We start from the raw sequence: 19,687 nt of genomic DNA on the forward strand, positions 1-19,687 counted from the left end.
TGCAAATTTTGCAATGAAGGGGCCTTTCATTGCACGCGCTCAGGCGGAGACGAGCGCGTCCACCGCGCTGTAGAACATGCCGAGCCCGTCGTCGGAAGGCCCGGTGAGGGCGTCGATGGCGTGCTCCGGATGCGGCATGAGCCCGACGACGCGGCCGTTCTCGCTGCGGATGCCGGCGATGTCGTTGCGCGAGCCGTTCGGGTTGCCGCCGACGTAGCGGAACACCACGCGGCCCTCACCCTCCAGCTCGTCGAGCGTGGCCTGCTCGGCGACGAAGCAGCCGTCGATGTTCTTCATCGGGATGAGGATCTCGGCGTCCTTGTCGTACCGGGTGGTCCACGCGGTGTCGTTGTTCTCGACGCGCAGCCACTGGTCACGGCAGATGAAGTGCAGGCCCGCGTTGCGGATCATCGCGCCCGGCAGCAGCCCGGCCTCGCACAGGATCTGGAAGCCGTTGCAGATGCCCAGCACCGGCATGCCCTTGTGGGCGGCCTCGATCACCGAAGACATCACCGGTGCGAAGCGGGCGATGACGCCGGCACGCAGGTAGTCGCCGTACGAGAAACCACCGGGGACGACGACGGCGTCGACGCCCTTCAGGTCCTCGTCCGCGTGCCACAGGGGCACGGCCTCGGCGTCGGCGTAGCGGACGGCGCGGGCGGCGTCACCGTCGTCGAGCGTGCCGGGGAAGGTGATGACCCCGATGCGGGCGCTCACGCGTCCACCCGCTTGATGGTCCACTGCTCGATGACCGGGTTCGCGAGGAATCCTTCGGCGATCTTTTCGAGCGTCGCGTCGTCGACGGAGTCGTCGACCTCGATCTCGAAGTGCTTGCCCTGACGGATCTCGGTGATCCCGGTGAAGCCGAGACGACCGGCGGCGCCGAGCGCGGCCTGCCCCTGCGGGTCGAGGATTTCGGGCTTGGGCATGACGTCGACAACGACTCGGGCCACGGCAGGCTGCTCCTTATTCACGCAGGTCGTGGGTACCGCCCGAGCCTACTTCACTACGGTTGCCGCATGACCTACGGGCAACCGCAGTACGGGTACAACCCGCCGCCGAAGAAGTCGAAGGCCTGGCTCTGGATCACTCTCGTGCTGGTCTTCGTCCTGATCGCGGGCGGTGTCGCGTTCACCGGCTTCGTCTCGCCGGGGTTCTTCAAGGCCAAGGCGGACACCACCTCGCGCGCGACGCCGGAGCAGCTGAGCCAGTCGTTCGTGAACGGCGTCGCCGAAGACCGTGTCAGTCAGCTCTGGTGCTCGATCCGCTCGAAGCGGTCCTACACCTTCGAGCAGACCATGGCCGTCTCGGACGGCGCACAGTTGAGCACGCCCGCGCACCAGCGTGCGGCGCAGGAGTACTCGGCCGCGTTCACCGCCGCGGGTCAGACCGTCGGGATCGCGATGATCCCCGGCGAGGGCGGCTGGTGCGTGCGTGACGCCAAGGTCGGCGGCGAGCCCGAGCCGCTGCCGGGCATCGAGACGAAGCCGTCGCCGCGGCCCGACGTCAAGACCGGGGAAGAGGCGGGTAACAAGTTCGTCGACGCGATCAACACGCGTGACATCCCGGCGGCGTTGTCCGTGCTGTGCGAGAAGGTGCCCGACACGACCCGCGACGGCGTGCAGCAGATCATCCACGGCGAGGCCAGGTACACCGTCGAGAAGGCCGACCTGCTGACCACGGCCGAGCAGACGATCCTGCATCTCGCGGGCGAGGTCGACGGCGTCCGGCGGCCCGGGCGGATCGAGACCGACGACAGTGCCGAAGGCGGGCCCTGCGTGGCTTCTTTTTCACCCGACTCCGACTGAGCTCGCATCAGTCCTTCGACTGGGGGATGCTCGGAGCGCGTCGCTGGGCGAAGATGAGCCCATTGGCAGCACGCCAACACCGGGTGAGCAGCAGCAGGAGGCACCGTGGCCGATCAGGACTCCTTCGACTACGTCATCGTCGGCGCGGGCAGCGCGGGATGCGTGCTGGCGAACCGGCTGAGTGAGGATCCGTCAGCGCGGGTGCTGCTGCTCGAAGCGGGCGGCGAGGACGACGCGGACGAAATCCACATCCCCGCGGCGTTCCCCGGTCTGTTCAAGACGAAGTGGGACTGGAACTACGAGACGGTCGAGCAGAAGCACACCGGCAAGACCCTGTACTGGCCGCGCGGGAAGACGCTCGGCGGCTGTTCCTCGATCAACGCGATGATCTACATCCGCGGCAACCGCGCGGACTACGACGGCTGGCGTGACGGACACGGCGCCGAGGGCTGGGGTTTCGACGACGTCCTGCCGTACTTCAAACGGGCGGAAGGCAACCAGCGGCTCGGCGGACCGCTGCACGGCACCGACGGGCCGCTGCATGTCGAGGACCGCCGCTTCACCCACGAGCTGTCCCACGCCTGGGTGGATTCCGCGGTCGCCTGGGGCCTTAAGCGCACCGACGACTTCAACGGCGAGTCACAGGAAGGCGCCGGCGTCTACCAGGTGACCTGCAAGAAGGGCCGCCGCTGGTCGACGGCCGACGCGTACCTGCGGCCCGCGTTGTCGCGTCCGAACCTCACCGTGCGGACCAACGCCCAAGCCACGCGCGTGGTGTTCGAAGGGACCCGCGCCGTCGGTGTGTCCTATTTGGACGAAGGTGTCGAGACGACGGTGCGCGCGTCGGCCGAAGTCCTGCTGAGCGGCGGCGCGGTGAACTCGCCGCAGCTCCTGATGCTCTCCGGGGTCGGCCCGGCGGAACACCTGCGGGAACACGGGATCGACGTCGTGGCCGCGCTTCCCGGTGTCGGCGAAAACCTGCACGACCACCCCGCCTGCGGGATCATCTGGTCGACCCGCGGCACCACCGACCTGGTGGACGCGGCGACGCCGGGCGGACTGGTGCGCTACCAGCTCACCAAACGCGGGCCGCTGGCCTCGAACATCGGCGAGGCGGGCGCCTTCTTCCCCGCGGCGGACGGCGTCTCACCGCCGGACATGCAGATCCACGTCGCGCCGACGTTGTTCTACGACAACGGAATGCGCGAGCCGACGGTGCCCGGCTTCACGTCGGCGGCGACCCTGGTGGACGTCGCGAGCCGGGGGCGGTTGCGGTTGAAGTCGTCGAATCCCCTGTGGAAGCCCGAAATCGATCCGGCTTACTACGCCGAGTCCGTGGACATGGAGAAGATGCTGGCCGGGATGCGGGCACTGGTGGAGATCGGGAAGTCCGGTCCGCTCGCGCGGTACCTGGACAAGCCGTTCCTGCCGGAGCGCCACGACCTGACCGACAGCGAACTGGCCGACTACGTGCGCGAGAAGACGCAGACGCTGTACCACCCTGTCGGGACCTGCTCGATGGGGACGGGCGAGAACGCCGTCGTCGACCCGTCGCTGAAGGTGCGCGGAGTGGAGGGGCTGCGGGTGGTGGACGCGTCGGTGATGCCCGTGGTGCCGCGCGGGAACACGAACGCGCCGACGATCATGGTGGCGGAGAAGGCCGCGGACCTCATCCGGGGCGCTTGACCGGTCCTTTCACGCCCTCGCAAGCGCAATGAAGGGGCCTTTCATAGCAAAATTTGCTATGAAAGGCCCCTTCATTGCGCGCGGGGGTTGACAAGCGGCAGGTCAGCGTTTCCCGTGCAGCACCGTAATGAGCTTCGCCACCAGCGCGTCGGTCTTTTCCTTGCGGGAGAACGACGTCAGCACGATCGGCGCGGTGAAGCGCTGCCGCGCGACGGCCTTCGGGCGGGCGAATTCGCGCAGGCCTTCCGGGCCGTGGATCCGGCCGAAGCCCGAGTCGCCGACGCCGCCGAAGGGCAGCGAAGCGATACCGGCGAAGGAAAGCGGCGCGTTGATCGACGTCATGCCGGTGCGCAGGCGGGCGGCCAGTTCCAGGCCGCGCGACTTCGAGAACACCGTCGAACCGAGGCCGTACTTCGTGTCGTTGGCCTTCTCGACGGCCTCGTCCATGTCGCGGACCTTGGCGATGGTGACGGTCGGGCCGAACGTCTCCTCCTTGACCGCCGAGGAGTCCTCCGGCACGTCGACGAGCACCGTCGGCTGCACGTAGCGGTCGCCGACCGCGTCGACGCCGCCGACCAGCGCCTTGCCGCCGCGTTCGATGGCGTCCGCGATGTGGCGTTTGATCACCGCGAGCTGCGAAGGCATCGTCACCGGGCCGTACTGCGCGGCCGCGTCCGAACCGGCCCGCACGTCCTTCGACTTCTCGACGACCTTCGCGACGAACTCGTCGTGCACGCGTTCGTGGACGTACACGCGCTCGACACCGATGCAGGTCTGGCCCGAGTTGGAGAACGCGCCCCAGACGGTCGCGTCGGCGGCGGCCTCGAGGTCGGCGTCCGCGTCGACCAGGACCGCGTCCTTGCCGCCCGCCTCGATGATCACCGGGGTCAGCGTCTCGGCGGCCGCGGCCATGATCTTCTTGCCCGTGCCGGTCGAACCGGTGAAGGCGATCTTGTCGACGCCTCCGCTGACGAGCGACGCGCCGGTCTCGCCGAAGCCGGTGATCAGCTGCAGCACCGGCCATTCCGGGACGACCTCGTTGAAGGCGTCGACCAGCCATTTCCCGACGCCGGGTGTGTACTCGCTCGGCTTGAAGACGACGGCGTTGCCGGCGGCGAGGGCGTAGGCGATGGAGCCGAGCGGTGTGAACACCGGGTAGTTCCAGGGGCCGATCACGCCCACGACGCCGAGCGGCTGGTATTCGACCGTCGCCGCCTGGTTCGACATCATCAGCCCGGCCGCGCGGCGCTGCTTGCCGAGGATCTTGCGCGCGTGCTTGCCCGCCCACGCGATGTGTTCGATGGCGAGGACGCTCTCCAGCTGGGCGTCGGCGATCGGCTTCCCGGTCTCGTCGCGCACGACCTGGCACAGCTGCGGCAGCCTGCGGGTGATGACGCCCTTCCAGCGGCGCAGGCGTTCGGCGCGGCCGTCGAAGCCGAGCCCGGCCCACCATTCGGCGGCGTCCTTCGCGCGGGCGATGGCGGCGCGAACGTCCTCCCTGGTGTGCACCGGGTAGGTGCCCACGACCTCGTCGGTCGCCGGGCTGAGGGAATCGAAGGTCTCCCCCACGCTGTGCGCGGTCGGCTTCGGCTGGACTGCGGTCATCGACTTCTCCCGTGTCTCGGCTCAAAGCCCAGGCTACGACGTTACTGACGGCGTGCCAATAGCTCGCCTGGGGCGTGCCACCAGCATCGCACAGGAGACGAGGGCCGCAAGGACACCGAAGAGCGGGGCCAGCCAGACCGGCAGCACCCCGATCGCCAGCGAGCCCAGCCCGAAGCCCGACGCCTGCACGGTGAAGGCCAGCGAGAACCCCTCCGACCGGCGGCGTTCCGGCAGCAGCTTCTGCAGATTGACCGACGAGACCGCCATCAGCGGACCGGTGCAGAGCCCGATCAGCGCGACCCCGCCGAGCAGCCCGGCCCAGCCGAAGCCCGCCGAAACCACGATCCCGCCGAGCACGAAACCGGCAAGGAACAGCCGCGGATCGCCGGCCTTCCCCAGCGCCGCGTAGAGCGCGCTCCCGCCGAGGCTGGCGCCGCACAGCACCACGATGACGATCGCCGTCGCCGAGTCGGGTGCGCCGAGACGCTGGACGAGCGGCAGCAGGCCGACCTCGATGGTCGACAGCAGGAGCCCGACGGTGAACAATCCCGCCAGCCAGGGCACACAAGCGGCGACCGGGATCGACTGGCGCTCGACTGTCCTTTGTGGAGCCCTGGGGGCGTTTCGCCGAGGTACGAGCAACGCCGCGAGCAGCGCGACGACGGCCATCGCGAGAATCGGGACGACCGGACCGGACGTCGCCAGGAGCGCCACCAGCAGCGGTCCGCCGACGATGACGCCTTCGAGGATCATCGCGTCCACCGAAACCGCCCTGGGCAGTTCCTCGTCGGTCACCGTCGCGGCGAGCAGTGTCCGGAAACCGCCGTTCAACCCGCCCGCGACCAGCCCCGGCGGGATCGCCAGCGCGAGCAGCATCCAGTCCGGGGCTCCGGCGGAAGCGACCGCGGCCAGCAGGAACAGTCCCGCGGCGACCAGCGGAAGCAGCACGACGAGACCGCGCGCGGGGCCGACGCGGTCGAGCAGCCGTCCCGTCGGCACGGCGCCGACCATCTCGGCGGCGACGAAAACGGCCATCATGATCCCGCCGAGCCGGTACGAACCGGTCGTCGCGGTGGTCAGCACCGTGAAGGCCAGTGGCGCCATCATGCCGGGCAGCCGGTTCAGCTGCACCCCCGCCGACCAGCGCCAATACCCGGAATTACGCAGCAACGTCATGCCACGAACACTGCCGAACACAGTCTGGTGCCGACCATTGATTAGGGCATAGCCTAATCCGATGATCGAGCTGATCCTGACCGCCGAGAGCGCCAACCGCGTCCGCTTCGGCATCTCCCCGCTCGACGAGACCATGGGCGCGATGCAGACGCTGCTCGGACGGCGCGGGCATCCCAGTCATCTGCCATGGCTGCGCGAGGCCGCCGCGAAACTGCCGGACCTGCCCATCGACGGCTTCGCGAAGGTGATGAGCGCGCGGCACTACATCACCGACTTCCTCAGCCCGCCGCCGAGCGGGCCGGAGACCACCGCGTCCGCTCAGCTGGCCGAAATCCGCCGCACGCCACCGGAGCAGGTCGCGCACGAACTGTCCAAAGTAGACGCTGACCTGAGCGGACTGCCCGAAGACCCCGCCGAGGCAAGAGATCTACTGGCCGGCCAGATGGAGATCGCCTGGACCGAGCTGGTCGAGCCGCACTGGCCACGGATGCGCCGCTTCCTCGTCGCCGACATCGAGGAGCGCTCGCGACGACTGGCCGCCGGCGGAATCGCACTGGTATGCGAAGACATCCACCCGCGCGTGCGGCTCGTCGACGACGTCCTGGTGATCGAGATGAAGGAACGCGGCCGCGTCCACCTCGACCGACGCGGATTGCTGCTGATCCCCGGCGTCTTCGCGTGGCCTTCGGTCGGGGTGATCACGATGGAGCCGTGGCAGCCTTCGCTGCTGTACCCGGCCCGCGGGGTGGCCGAACTCTGGTCGGATCCCGAACGCCCGCCCGACGCGCTCGCGGGAGTACTCGGCCGGACGAAGGCCGCCTTGCTGACGACGCTCAACGAACCCGCGAGCACCACCGAACTGGCGCGCAAGCTGGGCTTCTCCGCGCCGACCGTCTCTCAGCATCTGACCGCGATGCGCGCGGCGGGCCTGCTCGACACGCGGCGCCGCGGCCGCGAAGTGCGCTACCTGCGCACCGAACTTGGCGACGCCCTGATCCGGGCATAGGCTGGAAATGACCGACCGCGAAGGAGAACCCTGATGCGTATCGTCCATTTTGGACACGCTTGCACCCTTCTGGAGACCGAGGGCGCGCGGATCCTGATCGACCCCGGCACCTTCTCGGCGGGCTTCGAAGGCGAGCGTGAGCTCGACGCCATCCTGATCACCCACCAGCATTTCGACCACCTCGACGTGGACAGGCTGCCCGCGCTGCTGGCGGCGAATCCCGGCGTGCGGCTGATCGTCGACCCCGGTTCCGCCGAGGCGGTGGGGAAGCTCGGCGCCGAGTTCCAGATCGCGAACCCCGGCGACGCCTTCGAAATCGGTTCCAGCGCCGTCAACGTCGTCGGCGGCCAGCACGCGGTGATCCACGAGGAGATCCCGGTGATCCCGAACGTCGGCTACCTCGTCGACCACGGCGCGTTCTACCACCCCGGCGACTCGTTCTTCGTGCCGGAACAGAAGATCGACGTCCTCGGCCTGCCCACCGGTGCCCCGTGGCTCAAGGCAGGCGAGGCGGTCGACTACCTGCGTGCGGTGTCGCCGCGCCTCGCCGTCCCGATCCACGAAGCCGTCCTGGCGCGGCCGCAGATGCACTACGGCCTGTTCGCCAACCTCGCCCCGGAAGGCACCGAGGTGAAGGTGCTGGATGTCGGGGAGCCGGTGAAGCTTTAGCAGCAGCGCGCCCGAGCCGAGGGTGTCGCGAAAGCCAGTTTCCGCACCAGGATCTCCGCCGGTCCCCGATACGACCGCCGGTGCATCAGGTACGCGACGACGACCGTCAGCAGCCACACGCCGAGCCCGCAGGCGGCCGCCACGAACGTCTCACCGCCCAGCCCCAGCATGAACGGCGGCGACAGGATCAGCCACGCCACCGACTGGAACAGGTACGCGCTCAGCGTGCGCTGGCCGAGGGCGGAGATCGCGGTGACCACGACGCCGCGGCGTTTCTTCCCGACGGCCATGCCGATGAGACCGAACAGGCTGATGTAGCCGATCGCGCCGAACAGGCCCGCGCCCTCGTACATCAGCTTGGCGAGCCCGGCGGTTTCCTCGTCCATGCCGAGGTAGTCGCCGGCGAAGAGCCCCATCGGCAACGCGCCCGCGATCGCGACACCGAAGCCGCCGAACAGGCCGAAGAGGAGAAGCCTTCGATTCGGTTCCTCCAAGACGCGCTTCTTCGCGGCCCAAGCGCCCACCCAGACGAAGAGGATCGACGACAGCAGGATCGCGGTGGTCATCGGCCATTCCGTGAGCCGCTCGCGTACGGCGTCGCCGTAGGTCGGCGCCAGGGAGGACGGGTCTTCGACGGAGGGGAACGCCGCCGCGCCGCCAGTGTTCCCGCTGATCACCAGGTACATCAGCACCGCGAGGTAGCAAAGGCCGAAGCACAGGTACAGCACCGGAAGCCGATAGAAACCCTTGCCACGCCTCAAAAGCAGCAGGGTGAACACCATGCCGATCACACCGTACGCGCCGAGCACGTCGCCGGAGAACAACAGCACCCCGTCGACGACGCCGAACACCAGCAGCCACGCGTGACGGCGGAGCAGTACTCCGCGCGTCCGCGGCCACGGCTGCCCCAGCGCCTCCTGCCGATCGGCGAACTGCACGATCCCGTAGCCGAGCATCATGCCGAACAACGGCAGCGCGCACGCGTGGACGAGCACGAACAGCACCACGAAGTACGGCCGTTCCAGGCCCTGCGGCGTCTGGTCGACGCCCGGCGTGTTGCCGAGGAAGATGCTCGCGGTATGCGCCAGCGCGACGAGCAGGAGCGCGAATCCCCTGGCCAGGTCCGGTGCGAGCACGCGCTCGCTCGTCGGTATCGATGTCATGGATCCCCCTTTAGTATCCAACGTACACTAATTAATGTCCGTCGGATACTAATGATGGAAGGAGCGCTTTGTCAGCCGGCGTCGACGAGAGCGGCGATGCCGTTGAGAACGACGTCGAGACCGAAGTCGAAGTCGGAGTTCTGTTCGGAGCCACCGAGTCCCGAGGTCAGGAAGCCCGCGGCGTCGGGAAAACGCTCGGGGTCGATCAGCTCGGCGAGACCCTTGCCGTAGGCCCGCTCGGCCTGATCCTGGCTCAGCCCACTGTCCTTCCTGCCCTCGGCGAGCTGGATGGCCTGCGCGCACGCGAGGCGGACGTAGCCGCCGACCAGCACCAGGATTCCGCCCTTGGTGCCCCAGTCGAGACCGGTGTCGCGCAGCGTGCGCAGGATCGCGTCCATCCAGGCGACCGCGTGCGGGCCCGCCGGAGGGCCGGAGAGCGGCAGCTCGACCAGCCACGGGTGCTTCATCAGGACATCGCGGTTGGCCTCGGCCAACGTGGTCAGCTCCGCCCGCCAGTCTCCGGTGGGCTCCACCGGCGGCGGATCGCCGATGGCGAAGTCGGCCATCAGCTCCAGCAGCTCCGCCTTCGAACCGATGTGGCGGTACAGCGACATCTTCGTGACGCCCAGGTCCTTCGCCACACTCGCCAGCGTCACGTTCACGACGCCTTCGCGATCGGCGAGGGCCACCGCGGCCGCCACGACACCGTCGATGTCGAGCACCGACGGCCTGCCGCGCGTCGGGCGCTCCGCTCGCCGCCAGAGCCGCAACAGCGTCGCCGGTGCGTCACCCTGGTCGGTCATCCCGACAATTTAACCCGCGTTCGCGAGAGCGAGCCGTAGGTGGTTCCGAAAGCGCGGTTCTCCAGCGAGACGTCGACCGCGTCGAGGAACGCCTGCCGCAGCCCCGGCCGGGCGAGGTCCGCCGCGTCGATGCCGAGCCGCACCAGCCCGCCGCGGCGCGCGGCCCTCGCGGCGGCCAGCACCAGTGCGAAACACCGGACGGTCTCCGTCCGCTGCGACGGCCCGCCGAACTCCTGCACCCTGGCTCGCTGGACCTGGCCGGACACCAGATCCCGCACCGAGACCAGATCCGCGCACAGCCGGAACCCGTGCTCACGAAGGGCCTGCAGGGTGCCCTCCGACGCGATCCAGCGCGGCGGCGCGAATCCGTCGACGGCCATGCCGTTGGCGTCGAGCGCCGCCTTCGCCGCGATCAGCCGCAGCCGCGCCTCATGCGCGGGAAGAGCCGCGAACTCGGCGCGTTTGCCCAGGTGGACGGCGCGATGGGTGGGTGGGATCCGGTGGTCGTAACCGTGCAGGAGGACGGAGTCGCCGTTCTCGCGTCGCGTCCGGATCCACTCGGTTACAGGGCCCTCGCCGGTCCTGGCGGCGTAGAGCACGGACATCGGGACCTTGCGCCTGTCGAGCTCGGCCGCGAGGTCGGCACAGCGGTGCAACGTCCGGGTGGTCACGCCGGACAGGGAAACCAGCAAACGTGCGTCCACGGTCCCCATTGCGCCAGCCCGGGCTTGCGGCGGACTGACAACGGGATGAACGCGGCCGGTCAGGCGGGCCAATCCTGCAGCGACCGGCCGGTGATGCGTTCGTACGACTCGATGTACCTCGCCCGCGTGGCGGCGACGATGTCCTCGGGCAAGGGTGGTGACCCCGGTCTGTCCCGGCGGTGCCAGCCGGACGCCGGACTGGTGAGCCAGTCCCGCAGCGGCTGCTTGTCGAACGAAGGCTGCGGGCTGTCCGGCGCGTAGCCGCCGGCAGGCCAGTAACGCGACGAATCCGGGGTCAGGACCTCGTCGGCGAGCACGAGGTTCCCCTCGCGGTCGATGCCGAATTCGAGCTTCGTGTCCGCGAGCAGGATGCCGCGTTCGGCGGCGAACTCCGCGCCCCGGCGATACACCGCCAACGTCGCCTCCCGGACTTCCTCGGCCCGCTCGCGGCCGAGCTGCCCGACCACGTCGGAGAAGGCGATGTTCTCGTCGTGCGAACCGCGGTCGGCCTTGGTCGCGGGGGTGAAGATGGGTTCGGGGAGCCGGGAGGAATCGGTCAGGCCAGGAGGAAGTTCGACGCCGCAAACCGTGCCGCGCGCGCGATAATCGGCGAGACCGGTACCGGTGAGATAACCGCGGGCGACGGCTTCGAACGGCAGCATCGCCAGCCGCCGCACCAGCAGCGCGCGGCCGCGGACCTCGGCGGGGATGCGTTCGTCTTCGTAGGAGACCAGGTGGTTGGGGAGGACATCGGAGAGCAGGGAGAACCAGAACACGCTCATCGCGGTGAGCACTCGCCCTTTGTCCGGGATGGGCGTGTCGAAGACGACGTCGTAGGCGGAGATCCGGTCCGAAGTGACGAGCAGCAGATGCTCGTCATCGACGGCGTAGAGCTCACGGATCTTGCCGGCGGCGATCTTCGGGTATTCGAGCGTCGTCACGGCTGCACCCTAGCGATCAAGGATGATGGCTGATCATGCCGATCCACTGCGTTTCGTTCACGACCGACTACGGGCTGTGCGACGGTTTCGTGGCCGCGTGCCACGGGGTGATCGCGCGGATCGCGCCGTCCGTCCGGGTGATCGACGTGAGCCACGGGATCCCTCCGCAGCAGGTCAGGACCGGCGCCGAGGTACTCGCCCAGACCGTGCCGTACCTGCCGGAGTCCGTCCATCTCGCCGTCGTGGATCCCGGCGTCGGCACGGCGCGGCGCGGCGTCGTGGTGGTCACTGAACGCGGAATGCTCGTCGGCCCGGACAACGGGCTCCTCATTCCCGCCGCCGAAACACTCAGCGGGGTGATAGCCGCGTACGAACTAGCGGCACCGGATTACCGCCTTCCGGTGACTTCGTCGACGTTCCACGGTCGCGATGTCTTCGCCCCCGCGGTGGCGCATCTCGCGCTCGGGGTCGCTCCGGAGGAGTTCGGGCCGCGCGTCGACGACCTCGTGCGGCTGCCGGACCCGTTCGTCGCGGTGTTCCCCGGCAAACTGGTGACCGAGGTGCTCACGGTCGACCACTTCGGCAACGTCCAGCTGGCCGCGAGCCCCGCCGACCTCGAACTGGCCGGGCTGTCCGGCACGGTCTCGGTCAGCAGCGAACACGTCCTGGTGAAAGCGCTGATCGGCGACACCTTCGGCACGGTGCCGCCGGGCCGGAACGTGCTCTACACCGATTCCGCGGGACGGCTCGCGGTCGCCGTGAACGGCGGCTCGGCGTCGGCCGTGCTCGGGCTGGGGCCCGCCCAGGAGTGCACGATCACCTCGTCGCCGACGGACACCTGACCCGGCCCGGTCACCGCCATCTTGATCCCGAACGAGACGCCGCCCTCCGGTTCGCGGCGGTAGTCGGCGAGCGAACGGATCGGCTCGGGACCGGCCTTCTTGCCGGTGTCCTGGTCGACCATCGGCACCGTGCAGCGGATGCAGACCTTGGCGTATCCCAGTTCGAGGCCGCCGGCGGTGAGCGAGCGGACGTCGTCCTCGCGGTGCGCCTCCGGCCAGCCCGCGACGACGATGTTGGGCCGGAATCGGTCCATCGGCACGGCTTCGGCTCCGCGTGACGCGATCCGCTCGTTCAGACCGTCCAAAGAGGACTCGGAGGTGAGCAGGATCGCGTGCGCGTCGGCGAAGGCCGCGGTGCCGGGGATCTCGCCGTTGGTGACGCGCTCGTGCTCCGGCGTGAGCCCGACGAGCACCGACGGCAGGCCGAGGACGTCGGAGAACCACTCGGCGGCCTCGTCACCTTGGTGGACGCCCTTGCCCTGCCAGGTGAACGTCGCCGCGGAATGCCGCGGGCCGTCGGCGACCGTCTCGACCAGGAGATCTTCGACGCCGGGAGCGGCGAGCCGCAGACGGGCGCCGTCGCCGGTCACCTCGGCCCGGATCGAGGCCATCACCGGCTGCTTCCGCTGGCTACGGAACTCGCCGTCGGCCGACACGACCATCCAGGCACGGTCGAACCTGAGGCCCGCCGGGGTGACGTCGGCCGTTTCCACCGACGTCCCCGCGCAGCCCTTGACGGGGTAATAGACCAGCTTCGCCACTCTCGCCATGACCGCAGGTTAGCGAGTCAGGCCTCGTGAGTGGTAAGCGACGGTTCGCGGCTTCGGTACAGGTGGTCGTGAGTGGCGAGGATGAGCGGGCGGCTGCTTCAGTGCTTCCGATGGGGCCGCCGTCGAGCCCTTATGTCGTGAAGGGCCCCTTTGAGACCTTCAACGTCTCAAAGGGGCCCTTCACGACATCCCCACGACCGCGAAAACTCACGTGAGCGCCTGACTGGAGGCCTTCAGGTACTCAGTCCGTGCTGGGGGATCAACCGCAGCCGGAACCCACGTAGATACCTAAGACACTCTTGGCTCTAACCCGATCGCCACTCACGACCCAACCGGTTCACAGCACCTGCGACAGGAACCTCTGAAGCCGCTCGCTACGCGGAGCGTCGAAGATTGCCTCCGGAGCCCCCTGTTCGACGATCTTCCCGTCGTCCATGAACGCGACCTCGTCGGCGACGCCGCGCGCGAACCCCATCTCGTGGGTGACCACGAGCAGCGTCAGGCCGCGCTCGGCAAGCCCCGCCATCAGGGTGAGGACGCCCTTGACCAGCTCCGGGTCCAGCGCGCTGGTCGCCTCGTCGAACAGCATGACCTCGGGCTCCATGGCGAGCGCACGCGCGATCGCGACCCGCTGCTGCTGCCCGCCCGAGAGCGCGCTCGGCCGGTACGGCGCCTTGTCGGCGAGGCCGACCTCGGCGAGCCGGGCGTGCGCGATCTCCGCGGCCTCCGCCTTGCCGAGTTTGCGGACGCTGCGCAGCGGCAGGGTGATGTTGTCCAGCACGCTGCGATGCCCGAACAGGTTGAAGTGCTGGAACACCATCCCGACCCGCTGGCGCAGCGCGTCCGGATCGGACGAGATGACGCTCTCGCCGCCCAGCAGCAGGTCGCCCGAATCCGGCTCTTGTAGCCGGTTCACACAGCGCAGCAGGGTCGATTTGCCGGAACCGGACGGCCCGATGACGCAGGTCGTGCGGCCCTTCTCGACCTTGAGATTCACCCCCTTCAACACTTCGAGGGTGCCGAAGGAGACATGGATGTCGCGGAGTTCGACACTCGAAGAACGTACGGCGGTCGTCATGACATCGGCACCTTTCCGCTGTTCAGGAGGCCCAGTTCGCCGCCGTCGTCGTCGACGCGGATCTTCCTGCCGGTGCGCAGCTTCTTGTCGATGTAGTTGACCAGATGCGTCAGCGGCACGGTGATCACCAGGTAGAAGAACCCGGCCGCGACCAACGGCGACAGGTTCCCGGTGTTGGCCGCGAGGTCCTGCCCGATCCGGAACAGGTCACGCTGCTCGGCGAGGAAGCCGAGGAAGTACACCAGGCTGGAGTCCTTGATCAGCGCGATGAACTGGTTCACCAGCGCGGGCAGCACCCGCCGCACGCCCTGCGGGATGACGACGAGCGTCATCGCCTTGGTGTAGCTCATGCCCAGCGCGCGGCTGGCCTCCATCTGTCCTTTTTCGACACTCTGGATGCCGGCGCGGAAGATCTCGCCGATGTAGGCGGCCGCGATCAGGCTGAGCGCCAGAATCCCGAGCGGGTAGGTGTTCCTCGCCATCGACGGGATGAGGATCCCGCCGCCCTGCCCGATCACCAGGATGGTCAGGATCGCGGGCAGGCCGCGGAAGATGTCGGTGTACACCCGGGCGGGCCAGCGCAGCCACACCTTGCTGGACAGGCCCATCGTGGCCAGCACCATGCCGAGCACGGTGCCGATCAGCGCCGAGAACACCGACATGATCAGCGTGTTCAGCAGGCCGGTCCCGAGGAGGTCCGGGAAGACCTCCCAGATGTACTCCCAATTCAGGAAGGTGTTGAGGAAATCGTCCACTTACTTCTGCCCGGCCTTGAATTCCACGGGCACCGGCGCGTTCGGTTCGAACCGCCGGTGCACCCTTTCCCATGTCCCGTCGGCGATGACCGCCTTGAGACCCGCGTTGATCTTGCCCGCGAGTTCGGTGTTGCCCTTCTTCACGGCGAATCCGTGCGGGATGGTCGTGGTGATCGCCTTGACCACCTTGAGCTTCGCGTCCGAGTTCTTCGCCGCGTAGTCCTCGGCGGTCGCCTGGTCGAAGATCGCGCCGTCGATCGCGCCCGATTTGAGCGCGGCCAGTGTCGCGGCGTCCTGCGGGAACCGCACGGCCTGCGCGGCGGGCGCGTTGGCCGCCAGCCAGCTGTCCGACACCGTGCCCTGGACGACACCGATCCGCTTGCCCGTCAACGAGTTCTCGTCGGTGATGCCGACGCCCTCGCGGGTCTCGATGCCGAGTGACTGGTAGTTGTACGGCGCCGAGAAGTCGACCGTCCTACGGCGTTCGTCGGTCTGCGAGATACCGGAACTGCCGATGTCGAACTTGCCGTTCGCGACCTGGCTCAGCAGGGCCGAGAATTCCGTGGAGACGAACTCGAGCTTCAGGTTCTGGTGTGCGGCGATGGCCTTCAGCAGCTCGTTGTCGAAGCCGGTGAACACGCCGTTTTCCTGATAGGCGTTGGGTTTCGAGTCGCTGAGGGTGCCGACGCGCAGCGTGTTGCCGCTCGCGTTCTCGCCGCCGCCGCACGCCGCCAGCACCGCCACAAGGGCTGCACCGACGACGGCGGCGAGTGACTTCTTCATCGTGATCCTCACGCCTTGAACTGATCCGGGACCGGGGCCGTCGGCAGGAACTTCTCGTGCAGTTTGACCCAGGTGCCGTCGGCGATGACCTGCTTCAGGCCCTCGTTGATCTTGGTGAGCAGCTCCGCGTTGCCCTTCTTCACCGCGAAGCCGTGGGGCACGTCGGTGGTGAAGGACTTGACGATCTTGAGCTTCACGTCGGCGCTGTCCTTGACGTTCGTCTCGGCGATCGCCTGGTCGAGGACGTAGGCGTCGACGGCACCGCTCTTGAGCGCGGCCAGCGCCGGGGCGTACCCGGGGAAGCGCACGGCCTGCGCGTCCGGCACGGTCGAGGTCAGCCACTTGTCGCCGACGGTCGCCTGGATGACCGCGACCCGCTTGCCGGACAAGGCCTTCTCGTCGGTGATCGGCGAGCCGTCCTTGGTCTGGATACTCATCACTTCGAAGTTGTACGGGCTGGAGAAGTCGACGTTCTTCTTGCGCTCGTCGGTCTGCGCGATGGCCGAGCTGCCGATGTCGAACTGGTTGTTCGCGACCTGGCCCAGCAGCGACGAGAAGTCGGTCGAGGCGAACTCGAGCTTCAGGTTCTGCTTGGCGGCGATGGCCTTGAGCAACTCGTTGTCGAAGCCGGTGTAGTTGCCGTTCTCGACGTAGATGTTCGGCGGCGCGTCGCTCAGCGTCCCGACGCGCAGGGTCTTCTCGGTGGCGGACTCGCCGCCACCGCAGGCGGCGAGCACGGCGACGAGGCCGGCGGCCAGCGTGGTGAGGAAGGCTTTCTTCATGGTGTTCAGACCCCCGCGTTCTGGACGGGCAGGCCGGGGCCGCCCTTTTCGAGTTCCTTGGGCAGCGGCTCGGTCTTGAAGAACTGAGCGTGCAGGCGGGCGACGGTGCCGTCCGCCACGGCCTTCGCGAGGCCGTCGTTGAGCTTCTTCAGCAGGTCCTTGTTGTCCTTGCGGACGGCGAACGCGGACGGCGTGTCCTTGGTCTCGACGGTGTAGCCGAACTCCAGCGGCACGCCCGGATTCTGATCGATGTACTTCTGCCCGATGTCCTTCGGCACGACCCACCCGTCCAGGCTGCCCGCTTTCAGCTGCGCGAAACCCGCGTTGTAGTCGGGGAAGCGCACGACGTTGGCGCCGGGCACCTTGCCGGTGGCGAAGTCGTCCTGGACGGACGCCTGCACGACGCCGAGCCGCTTGCCGTTGAAGGCGCCGACGTCCTTGAGGGCAGCGCCCTTCTTGGTGAGGATCGTGGTGAACCCGGTGCTGTAGCCGTTGCTGAACGCGACGGTCTTCTTGCGGGCCTCGGTGGTGGAGATCGTGGAGCTGCCGATGTCGAACTTGTTGGTGGCGACGGCGGCCAGCAGGCCGGCGAACTCGGTGCCGACGAACTCGACCTCGAAGCCCTCGCGCTTCGCGATGTCGCGCAGCAGTTCGTTGTCGTAGCCGGTGAAGGTGCCGTTCTCCAGGTAGATGGACGGCGGCGCGTCGGTCAGGGTGCCGACCCGCAGCTTCTGGGCGGTCGAGCCCGCGTCACCGGAGCCGCAGGCGGCGAGGGCGAGGGTGGCCGCTCCGGCCGTGACGACGGCGACGAATTTCGACAGCGTGGATCTCATCGCTTCTTCCGTGGGGTTCGGCGCGCAGGGCGCGATACAAACACGCCAGGCCGCCTCATGGGCGGCCTGGCGCTCCGGGTTCAGCGATCGAGATTAGGCATTTCGCCCGATCGAGTAACTTCGTCTCACTCTGTGAACGCCCCGCGGTGGGGCTGATCACAGGTCAGAGGATCGGGGCCGGCGAGTAGTTCGCCGCCTCCGGGAAACGCGCCAGGACGCCTTCGACACGCGACGCGATCGCGGCCACCTGGCGGGGCGCGACACCGGTGAACGAGATCCGGTCGGCGAGGAGTTTGTCCAGCTCACCGCGGTCGAGCGGGATGCGTTCGTCGGCGGCGAGCCGGTCGAGGAGGTCGTTCTCCGCGAGCCCCCGCTCCCGCATCGCGAGCGCGACGCCGACGGCGTTCTCCTTGATCGCCTCGTGAGCGGTTTCACGCCCGACCCCCGCGCGGACCGAGGCCATGAGCACCTTGGTGGTCGCGAGGAACGGCAGATAGCGATCGAGCTCACGCGAAATGACCGCCGGGAAGGCGCCGAACTCGGCCAGCACCGTGAGGAACGTCTCCAGCAGACCGTCGAGCGCGAAGAACGCGTCGGGCAGCGCGACCCGGCGGACGACGGAGTCGGACACGTCGCCTTCGTTCCACTGGTCGCCGGCGAGCTCGCCGATCATCGACAGGTAGCCGCGCAGCACCACGGCGAGCCCGTTGACCCGCTCGCACGAACGCGTGTTCATCTTGTGCGGCATGGCCGACGAGCCGACCTGGCCCGGTTTGAAGCCCTCGGTGACCAGTTCGTGGCCCGCCATCAGGCGGATCGTCTTCGCCAGGCTCGACGGCGCCGCGGCCAGCTGGACCACGGTGGACAGCACGTCGAAGTCGAGCGAGCGCGGGTACACCTGGCCGACGCTGGTGAACACGTTCTCGAAGCCGAGGTGGGCCGCGACCCGCGACTCCAGTTCGTCCAAAGTGGACTCGTCACCGAGCAGGTCGAGCATGTCCTGCGCGGTGCCGACCGGGCCCTTGATGCCGCGCAGCGGGTACCGCTCGATCAGGTTCTCGAGCCGGTCGAACGCGACGAGCAGTTCGTCGGCGGCGGTGGCGAACCGCTTGCCAAGGGTCGTCGCCTGCGCGGCGACGTTGTGCGAACGGCCCGCCATCACCGTGTCGGCGTGTTCGACCGCGATCGCGGCGAGCCGGGCGAGCACCGCGCCGACCCGCGAGCGCACCAGCTCGAGCGAGCGCCGCACCTGCAGCTGCTCGACGTTCTCGGTGAGGTCACGCGACGTCATGCCCTTGTGGACGTGTTCGTGTCCGGCGAGCGCGTTGAACTCCTCGATGCGGGCCTTCACGTCGTGCCGGGTGACGCGCTCGCGCGCGGCGATCGAGTCGAGGTCGACCTGCTCCAGCACGCGTTCGTAGTCGGCGACGACACCGTCCGGCACCTCGACGCCGAGGTCGGCCTGCGCGCGGAGCACGGCGAGCCAGAGCTCGCGCTCCAGCACGACCTTGCGTTCCGGGGACCACAGTTCGACCAGCTCAGGCGAGGCGTAGCGGCCGGCGAGCACGTTGGGGATGCGGGGCTTGTCCGTCACGCGGCCAGACTAACCCCCCGCAATTCGTCACCTACTTGCGCCACAAAACGCTCGCCCCGAACGCAAGTAGGTGACTAATCGCGGGGGTCGAGGGCGCGTTGGAGCATGCGCGAGGCGGCGGCACGAGGCTCCGGGTCGACCTCGATCAGCGCGTTGACCACGGCGCCGTCGACGAGGGCGACCAGCCGCTCCAGTTCGACGGTGGCCACAGGGGTGCCGGAGCGCGCGAAGATCTCGTGAAGCAGCTCGTACAGCTGCGCGGACAGCGTCCGCATCAGGGGCCGAAGGTACGGGCGACGGCCTGTCCCGACGAGGCGTTCGTAGCGCAGAAGGACCGCTTCGGCGTCGGCCTCGCGATCCGGGCGAAGCGGCCCGAGGAGCATGTCCAGCACCAGGTCGACGGTGGCCTCGACACCGCGGTTGCGGGTCGCCAGCTCGTCGAGGCGCTGCCGTCCGGTCTCCAATTCCACCTTCGCGTGGTGTTCCACGGCGGCGGTGACGAGCTCGTCGAGCGAATCGAAGTAGTACGTCGTCGAGGCCAGCGGCAGCCCGGCGCGTTCGGCGACCGCACGATGCCGCACGGCGTCGAATCCGCCCTCGGCCAGCAACGACGCGGCGGCCTCGATGAGCTCGGCACGGCGTCGCTCACCCTTCGGCGTTGTCGCTGCGGCGGTCATGGCGGGCTATTT

21 protein-coding genes are annotated in these 19,687 nt (G+C 68.5%); 5 read left to right on the forward strand and 16 right to left on the reverse strand.

Annotated elements, in window-relative coordinates; all coding sequences use genetic code 11:
- Nucleotides 1–39: 39 nt before the first annotated feature.
- Both purQ and purS read right to left on the reverse strand, forming a co-directional pair.
- Complete coding sequence (gene purQ / locus DL990_RS01565; protein WP_007032539.1) at nt 40–717, reverse strand: phosphoribosylformylglycinamidine synthase subunit PurQ; 678 nt, start codon at nt 715–717, stop codon at nt 40–42.
- A complete protein-coding gene (gene purS / locus DL990_RS01570; RefSeq protein WP_125784867.1) occupies nt 714–953 on the reverse strand; it encodes a phosphoribosylformylglycinamidine synthase subunit PurS in 240 nt (79 codons plus the stop codon). The genes purQ and purS overlap by 4 nt, the downstream gene beginning before the upstream one ends.
- 66 nt (nt 954–1,019) lie before the next feature.
- Between purS and DL990_RS01575 the strand changes: the two genes are divergently transcribed.
- Nucleotides 1,020–1,808 (forward strand): hypothetical protein, encoded by a 789-nt coding sequence (locus DL990_RS01575; protein WP_125797686.1) that lies wholly within the window; start codon nt 1,020–1,022, stop codon nt 1,806–1,808.
- Between the two features lie 105 nt (nt 1,809–1,913).
- A complete protein-coding gene (locus DL990_RS01580) occupies nt 1,914–3,494 on the forward strand; it encodes a GMC family oxidoreductase (RefSeq protein ID WP_125797687.1) in 1,581 nt (526 codons plus the stop codon).
- Nucleotides 3,495–3,596: 102 nt separating this feature from the next.
- Here DL990_RS01580 and DL990_RS01585 read toward each other — a convergent pair whose 3' ends face one another.
- Both DL990_RS01585 and DL990_RS01590 read right to left on the reverse strand, forming a co-directional pair.
- Nucleotides 3,597–5,099 (reverse strand): aldehyde dehydrogenase family protein, encoded by a 1,503-nt coding sequence (locus DL990_RS01585; protein WP_125784864.1) that lies wholly within the window; start codon nt 5,097–5,099, stop codon nt 3,597–3,599.
- A gap of 33 nt (nt 5,100–5,132) precedes the next feature.
- On the reverse strand, nt 5,133–6,275 hold the full coding sequence (locus tag DL990_RS01590; protein ID WP_125797688.1) for an MFS transporter: 1,143 nt from the start codon (nt 6,273–6,275) through the stop codon (nt 5,133–5,135).
- Nucleotides 6,276–6,336: 61 nt separating this feature from the next.
- On the opposite strand from DL990_RS01590, the gene DL990_RS01595 reads away from it, so the two are divergent.
- Nucleotides 6,337–7,281 (forward strand): DUF5937 family protein, encoded by a 945-nt coding sequence (locus tag DL990_RS01595; protein ID WP_125797689.1) that lies wholly within the window; start codon nt 6,337–6,339, stop codon nt 7,279–7,281.
- Between the two features lie 33 nt (nt 7,282–7,314).
- A complete protein-coding gene (locus tag DL990_RS01600; RefSeq protein ID WP_125797690.1) occupies nt 7,315–7,950 on the forward strand; it encodes an MBL fold metallo-hydrolase in 636 nt (211 codons plus the stop codon).
- Here DL990_RS01600 and DL990_RS01605 read toward each other — a convergent pair.
- The 4 genes from DL990_RS01605 to DL990_RS01620 form a co-directional block, all read right to left on the reverse strand.
- Nucleotides 7,947–9,113 (reverse strand): DUF418 domain-containing protein, encoded by a 1,167-nt coding sequence (locus DL990_RS01605; RefSeq protein ID WP_125797691.1) that lies wholly within the window; start codon nt 9,111–9,113, stop codon nt 7,947–7,949. The two genes, DL990_RS01600 and DL990_RS01605, sit on opposite strands and share 4 nt — an antisense overlap.
- 71 nt (nt 9,114–9,184) lie before the next feature.
- The gene (locus DL990_RS01610; RefSeq protein WP_125797692.1) at nt 9,185–9,916 is read right to left on the reverse strand and encodes a TetR/AcrR family transcriptional regulator; all 732 of its coding nucleotides are present in this window, start codon (nt 9,914–9,916) and stop codon (nt 9,185–9,187) included.
- Nucleotides 9,913–10,629, reverse strand: a complete 717-nt coding sequence (locus tag DL990_RS01615; protein ID WP_199746182.1) for a DUF2334 domain-containing protein — start codon at nt 10,627–10,629, stop codon at nt 9,913–9,915. The genes DL990_RS01610 and DL990_RS01615 overlap by 4 nt, the downstream gene beginning before the upstream one ends.
- Before the next feature lie 50 nt (nt 10,630–10,679).
- On the reverse strand, nt 10,680–11,561 hold the full coding sequence (locus tag DL990_RS01620; RefSeq protein ID WP_125784858.1) for a phosphoribosylaminoimidazolesuccinocarboxamide synthase: 882 nt from the start codon (nt 11,559–11,561) through the stop codon (nt 10,680–10,682).
- 35 nt (nt 11,562–11,596) lie between these two features.
- Between DL990_RS01620 and DL990_RS01625 the strand changes: the two genes are divergently transcribed.
- Nucleotides 11,597–12,403, forward strand: a complete 807-nt coding sequence (locus DL990_RS01625; protein ID WP_125784857.1) for an S-adenosyl-l-methionine hydroxide adenosyltransferase family protein — start codon at nt 11,597–11,599, stop codon at nt 12,401–12,403.
- On the opposite strand, the gene DL990_RS01630 is transcribed toward DL990_RS01625, so the two are convergent.
- From DL990_RS01630 to DL990_RS01665, 8 genes are all read right to left on the reverse strand, one after another.
- Nucleotides 12,286–13,173, reverse strand: a complete 888-nt coding sequence (locus tag DL990_RS01630) for an MOSC domain-containing protein (RefSeq protein WP_199746183.1) — start codon at nt 13,171–13,173, stop codon at nt 12,286–12,288. The genes DL990_RS01625 and DL990_RS01630 overlap by 118 nt on opposite strands.
- A gap of 337 nt (nt 13,174–13,510) precedes the next feature.
- Entirely contained in the window at nt 13,511–14,251 is a 741-nt protein-coding gene (locus DL990_RS01635) for an amino acid ABC transporter ATP-binding protein (RefSeq protein WP_125784856.1), read from the reverse strand.
- Nucleotides 14,248–15,006 carry an amino acid ABC transporter permease gene (locus DL990_RS01640; protein WP_125784855.1) on the reverse strand — a complete coding sequence of 253 codons (759 nt, stop codon included), beginning with the start codon at nt 15,004–15,006 and terminating at the stop codon, nt 14,248–14,250. Before DL990_RS01640 ends, DL990_RS01635 begins: the two co-directional genes overlap by 4 nt.
- The gene (locus DL990_RS01645) at nt 15,007–15,789 is read right to left on the reverse strand and encodes an ABC transporter substrate-binding protein (RefSeq protein WP_125797693.1); all 783 of its coding nucleotides are present in this window, start codon (nt 15,787–15,789) and stop codon (nt 15,007–15,009) included.
- A gap of 8 nt (nt 15,790–15,797) precedes the next feature.
- On the reverse strand, nt 15,798–16,571 hold the full coding sequence (locus DL990_RS01650; RefSeq protein ID WP_125784853.1) for an ABC transporter substrate-binding protein: 774 nt from the start codon (nt 16,569–16,571) through the stop codon (nt 15,798–15,800).
- Between the two features lie 5 nt (nt 16,572–16,576).
- Nucleotides 16,577–17,404, reverse strand: a complete 828-nt coding sequence (locus DL990_RS01655) for an ABC transporter substrate-binding protein (RefSeq protein ID WP_125784852.1) — start codon at nt 17,402–17,404, stop codon at nt 16,577–16,579.
- 163 nt (nt 17,405–17,567) lie between these two features.
- Nucleotides 17,568–18,998, reverse strand: coding sequence for an adenylosuccinate lyase (purB, locus tag DL990_RS01660; RefSeq protein WP_125784851.1), 1,431 nt, complete (start codon nt 18,996–18,998; stop codon nt 17,568–17,570).
- A 74-nt stretch (nt 18,999–19,072) separates the two neighbouring features.
- On the reverse strand, nt 19,073–19,675 hold the full coding sequence (locus DL990_RS01665) for a TetR/AcrR family transcriptional regulator (protein ID WP_125784850.1): 603 nt from the start codon (nt 19,673–19,675) through the stop codon (nt 19,073–19,075).
- Nucleotides 19,676–19,687: the final 12 nt, after the last annotated feature.

Origin of the sequence: Amycolatopsis sp. WAC 01416, assembly GCF_003947485.1 — a bacterium.
GTDB lineage: Bacteria > Actinomycetota > Actinomycetes > Mycobacteriales > Pseudonocardiaceae > Amycolatopsis.

Excerpts from the sequence above, each read along its gene's own strand:
- DL990_RS01610 (WP_125797692.1), bottom strand. The coding sequence starts at position 9,916 with ATGACCGACCAGGGTGACGCACCGGCGACGCTGTTGCGGCTCTGGCGG.
- DL990_RS01585 (WP_125784864.1), bottom strand. The coding sequence starts at position 5,099 with ATGACCGCAGTCCAGCCGAAGCCGACCGCGCACAGCGTGGGGGAGACC.
- DL990_RS01655 (WP_125784852.1), bottom strand. The coding sequence starts at position 17,404 with ATGAGATCCACGCTGTCGAAATTCGTCGCCGTCGTCACGGCCGGAGCG.
- DL990_RS01575 (WP_125797686.1), top strand. The coding sequence starts at position 1,020 with ATGACCTACGGGCAACCGCAGTACGGGTACAACCCGCCGCCGAAGAAG.
- DL990_RS01595 (WP_125797689.1), top strand. The coding sequence starts at position 6,337 with ATGATCGAGCTGATCCTGACCGCCGAGAGCGCCAACCGCGTCCGCTTC.
- DL990_RS01615 (WP_199746182.1), bottom strand. The coding sequence starts at position 10,629 with ATGGGGACCGTGGACGCACGTTTGCTGGTTTCCCTGTCCGGCGTGACC.
- DL990_RS01625 (WP_125784857.1), top strand. The coding sequence starts at position 11,597 with ATGCCGATCCACTGCGTTTCGTTCACGACCGACTACGGGCTGTGCGAC.
- DL990_RS01650 (WP_125784853.1), bottom strand. The coding sequence starts at position 16,571 with ATGAAGAAAGCCTTCCTCACCACGCTGGCCGCCGGCCTCGTCGCCGTG.
- DL990_RS01630 (WP_199746183.1), bottom strand. The coding sequence starts at position 13,173 with ATGGCGAGAGTGGCGAAGCTGGTCTATTACCCCGTCAAGGGCTGCGCG.
- DL990_RS01635 (WP_125784856.1), bottom strand. The coding sequence starts at position 14,251 with ATGACGACCGCCGTACGTTCTTCGAGTGTCGAACTCCGCGACATCCAT.
- DL990_RS01605 (WP_125797691.1), bottom strand. The coding sequence starts at position 9,113 with ATGACATCGATACCGACGAGCGAGCGCGTGCTCGCACCGGACCTGGCC.
- DL990_RS01645 (WP_125797693.1), bottom strand. The coding sequence starts at position 15,789 with ATGAAGAAGTCACTCGCCGCCGTCGTCGGTGCAGCCCTTGTGGCGGTG.
- DL990_RS01590 (WP_125797688.1), bottom strand. The coding sequence starts at position 6,275 with ATGACGTTGCTGCGTAATTCCGGGTATTGGCGCTGGTCGGCGGGGGTG.
- DL990_RS01665 (WP_125784850.1), bottom strand. The coding sequence starts at position 19,675 with ATGACCGCCGCAGCGACAACGCCGAAGGGTGAGCGACGCCGTGCCGAG.
- DL990_RS01600 (WP_125797690.1), top strand. The coding sequence starts at position 7,315 with ATGCGTATCGTCCATTTTGGACACGCTTGCACCCTTCTGGAGACCGAG.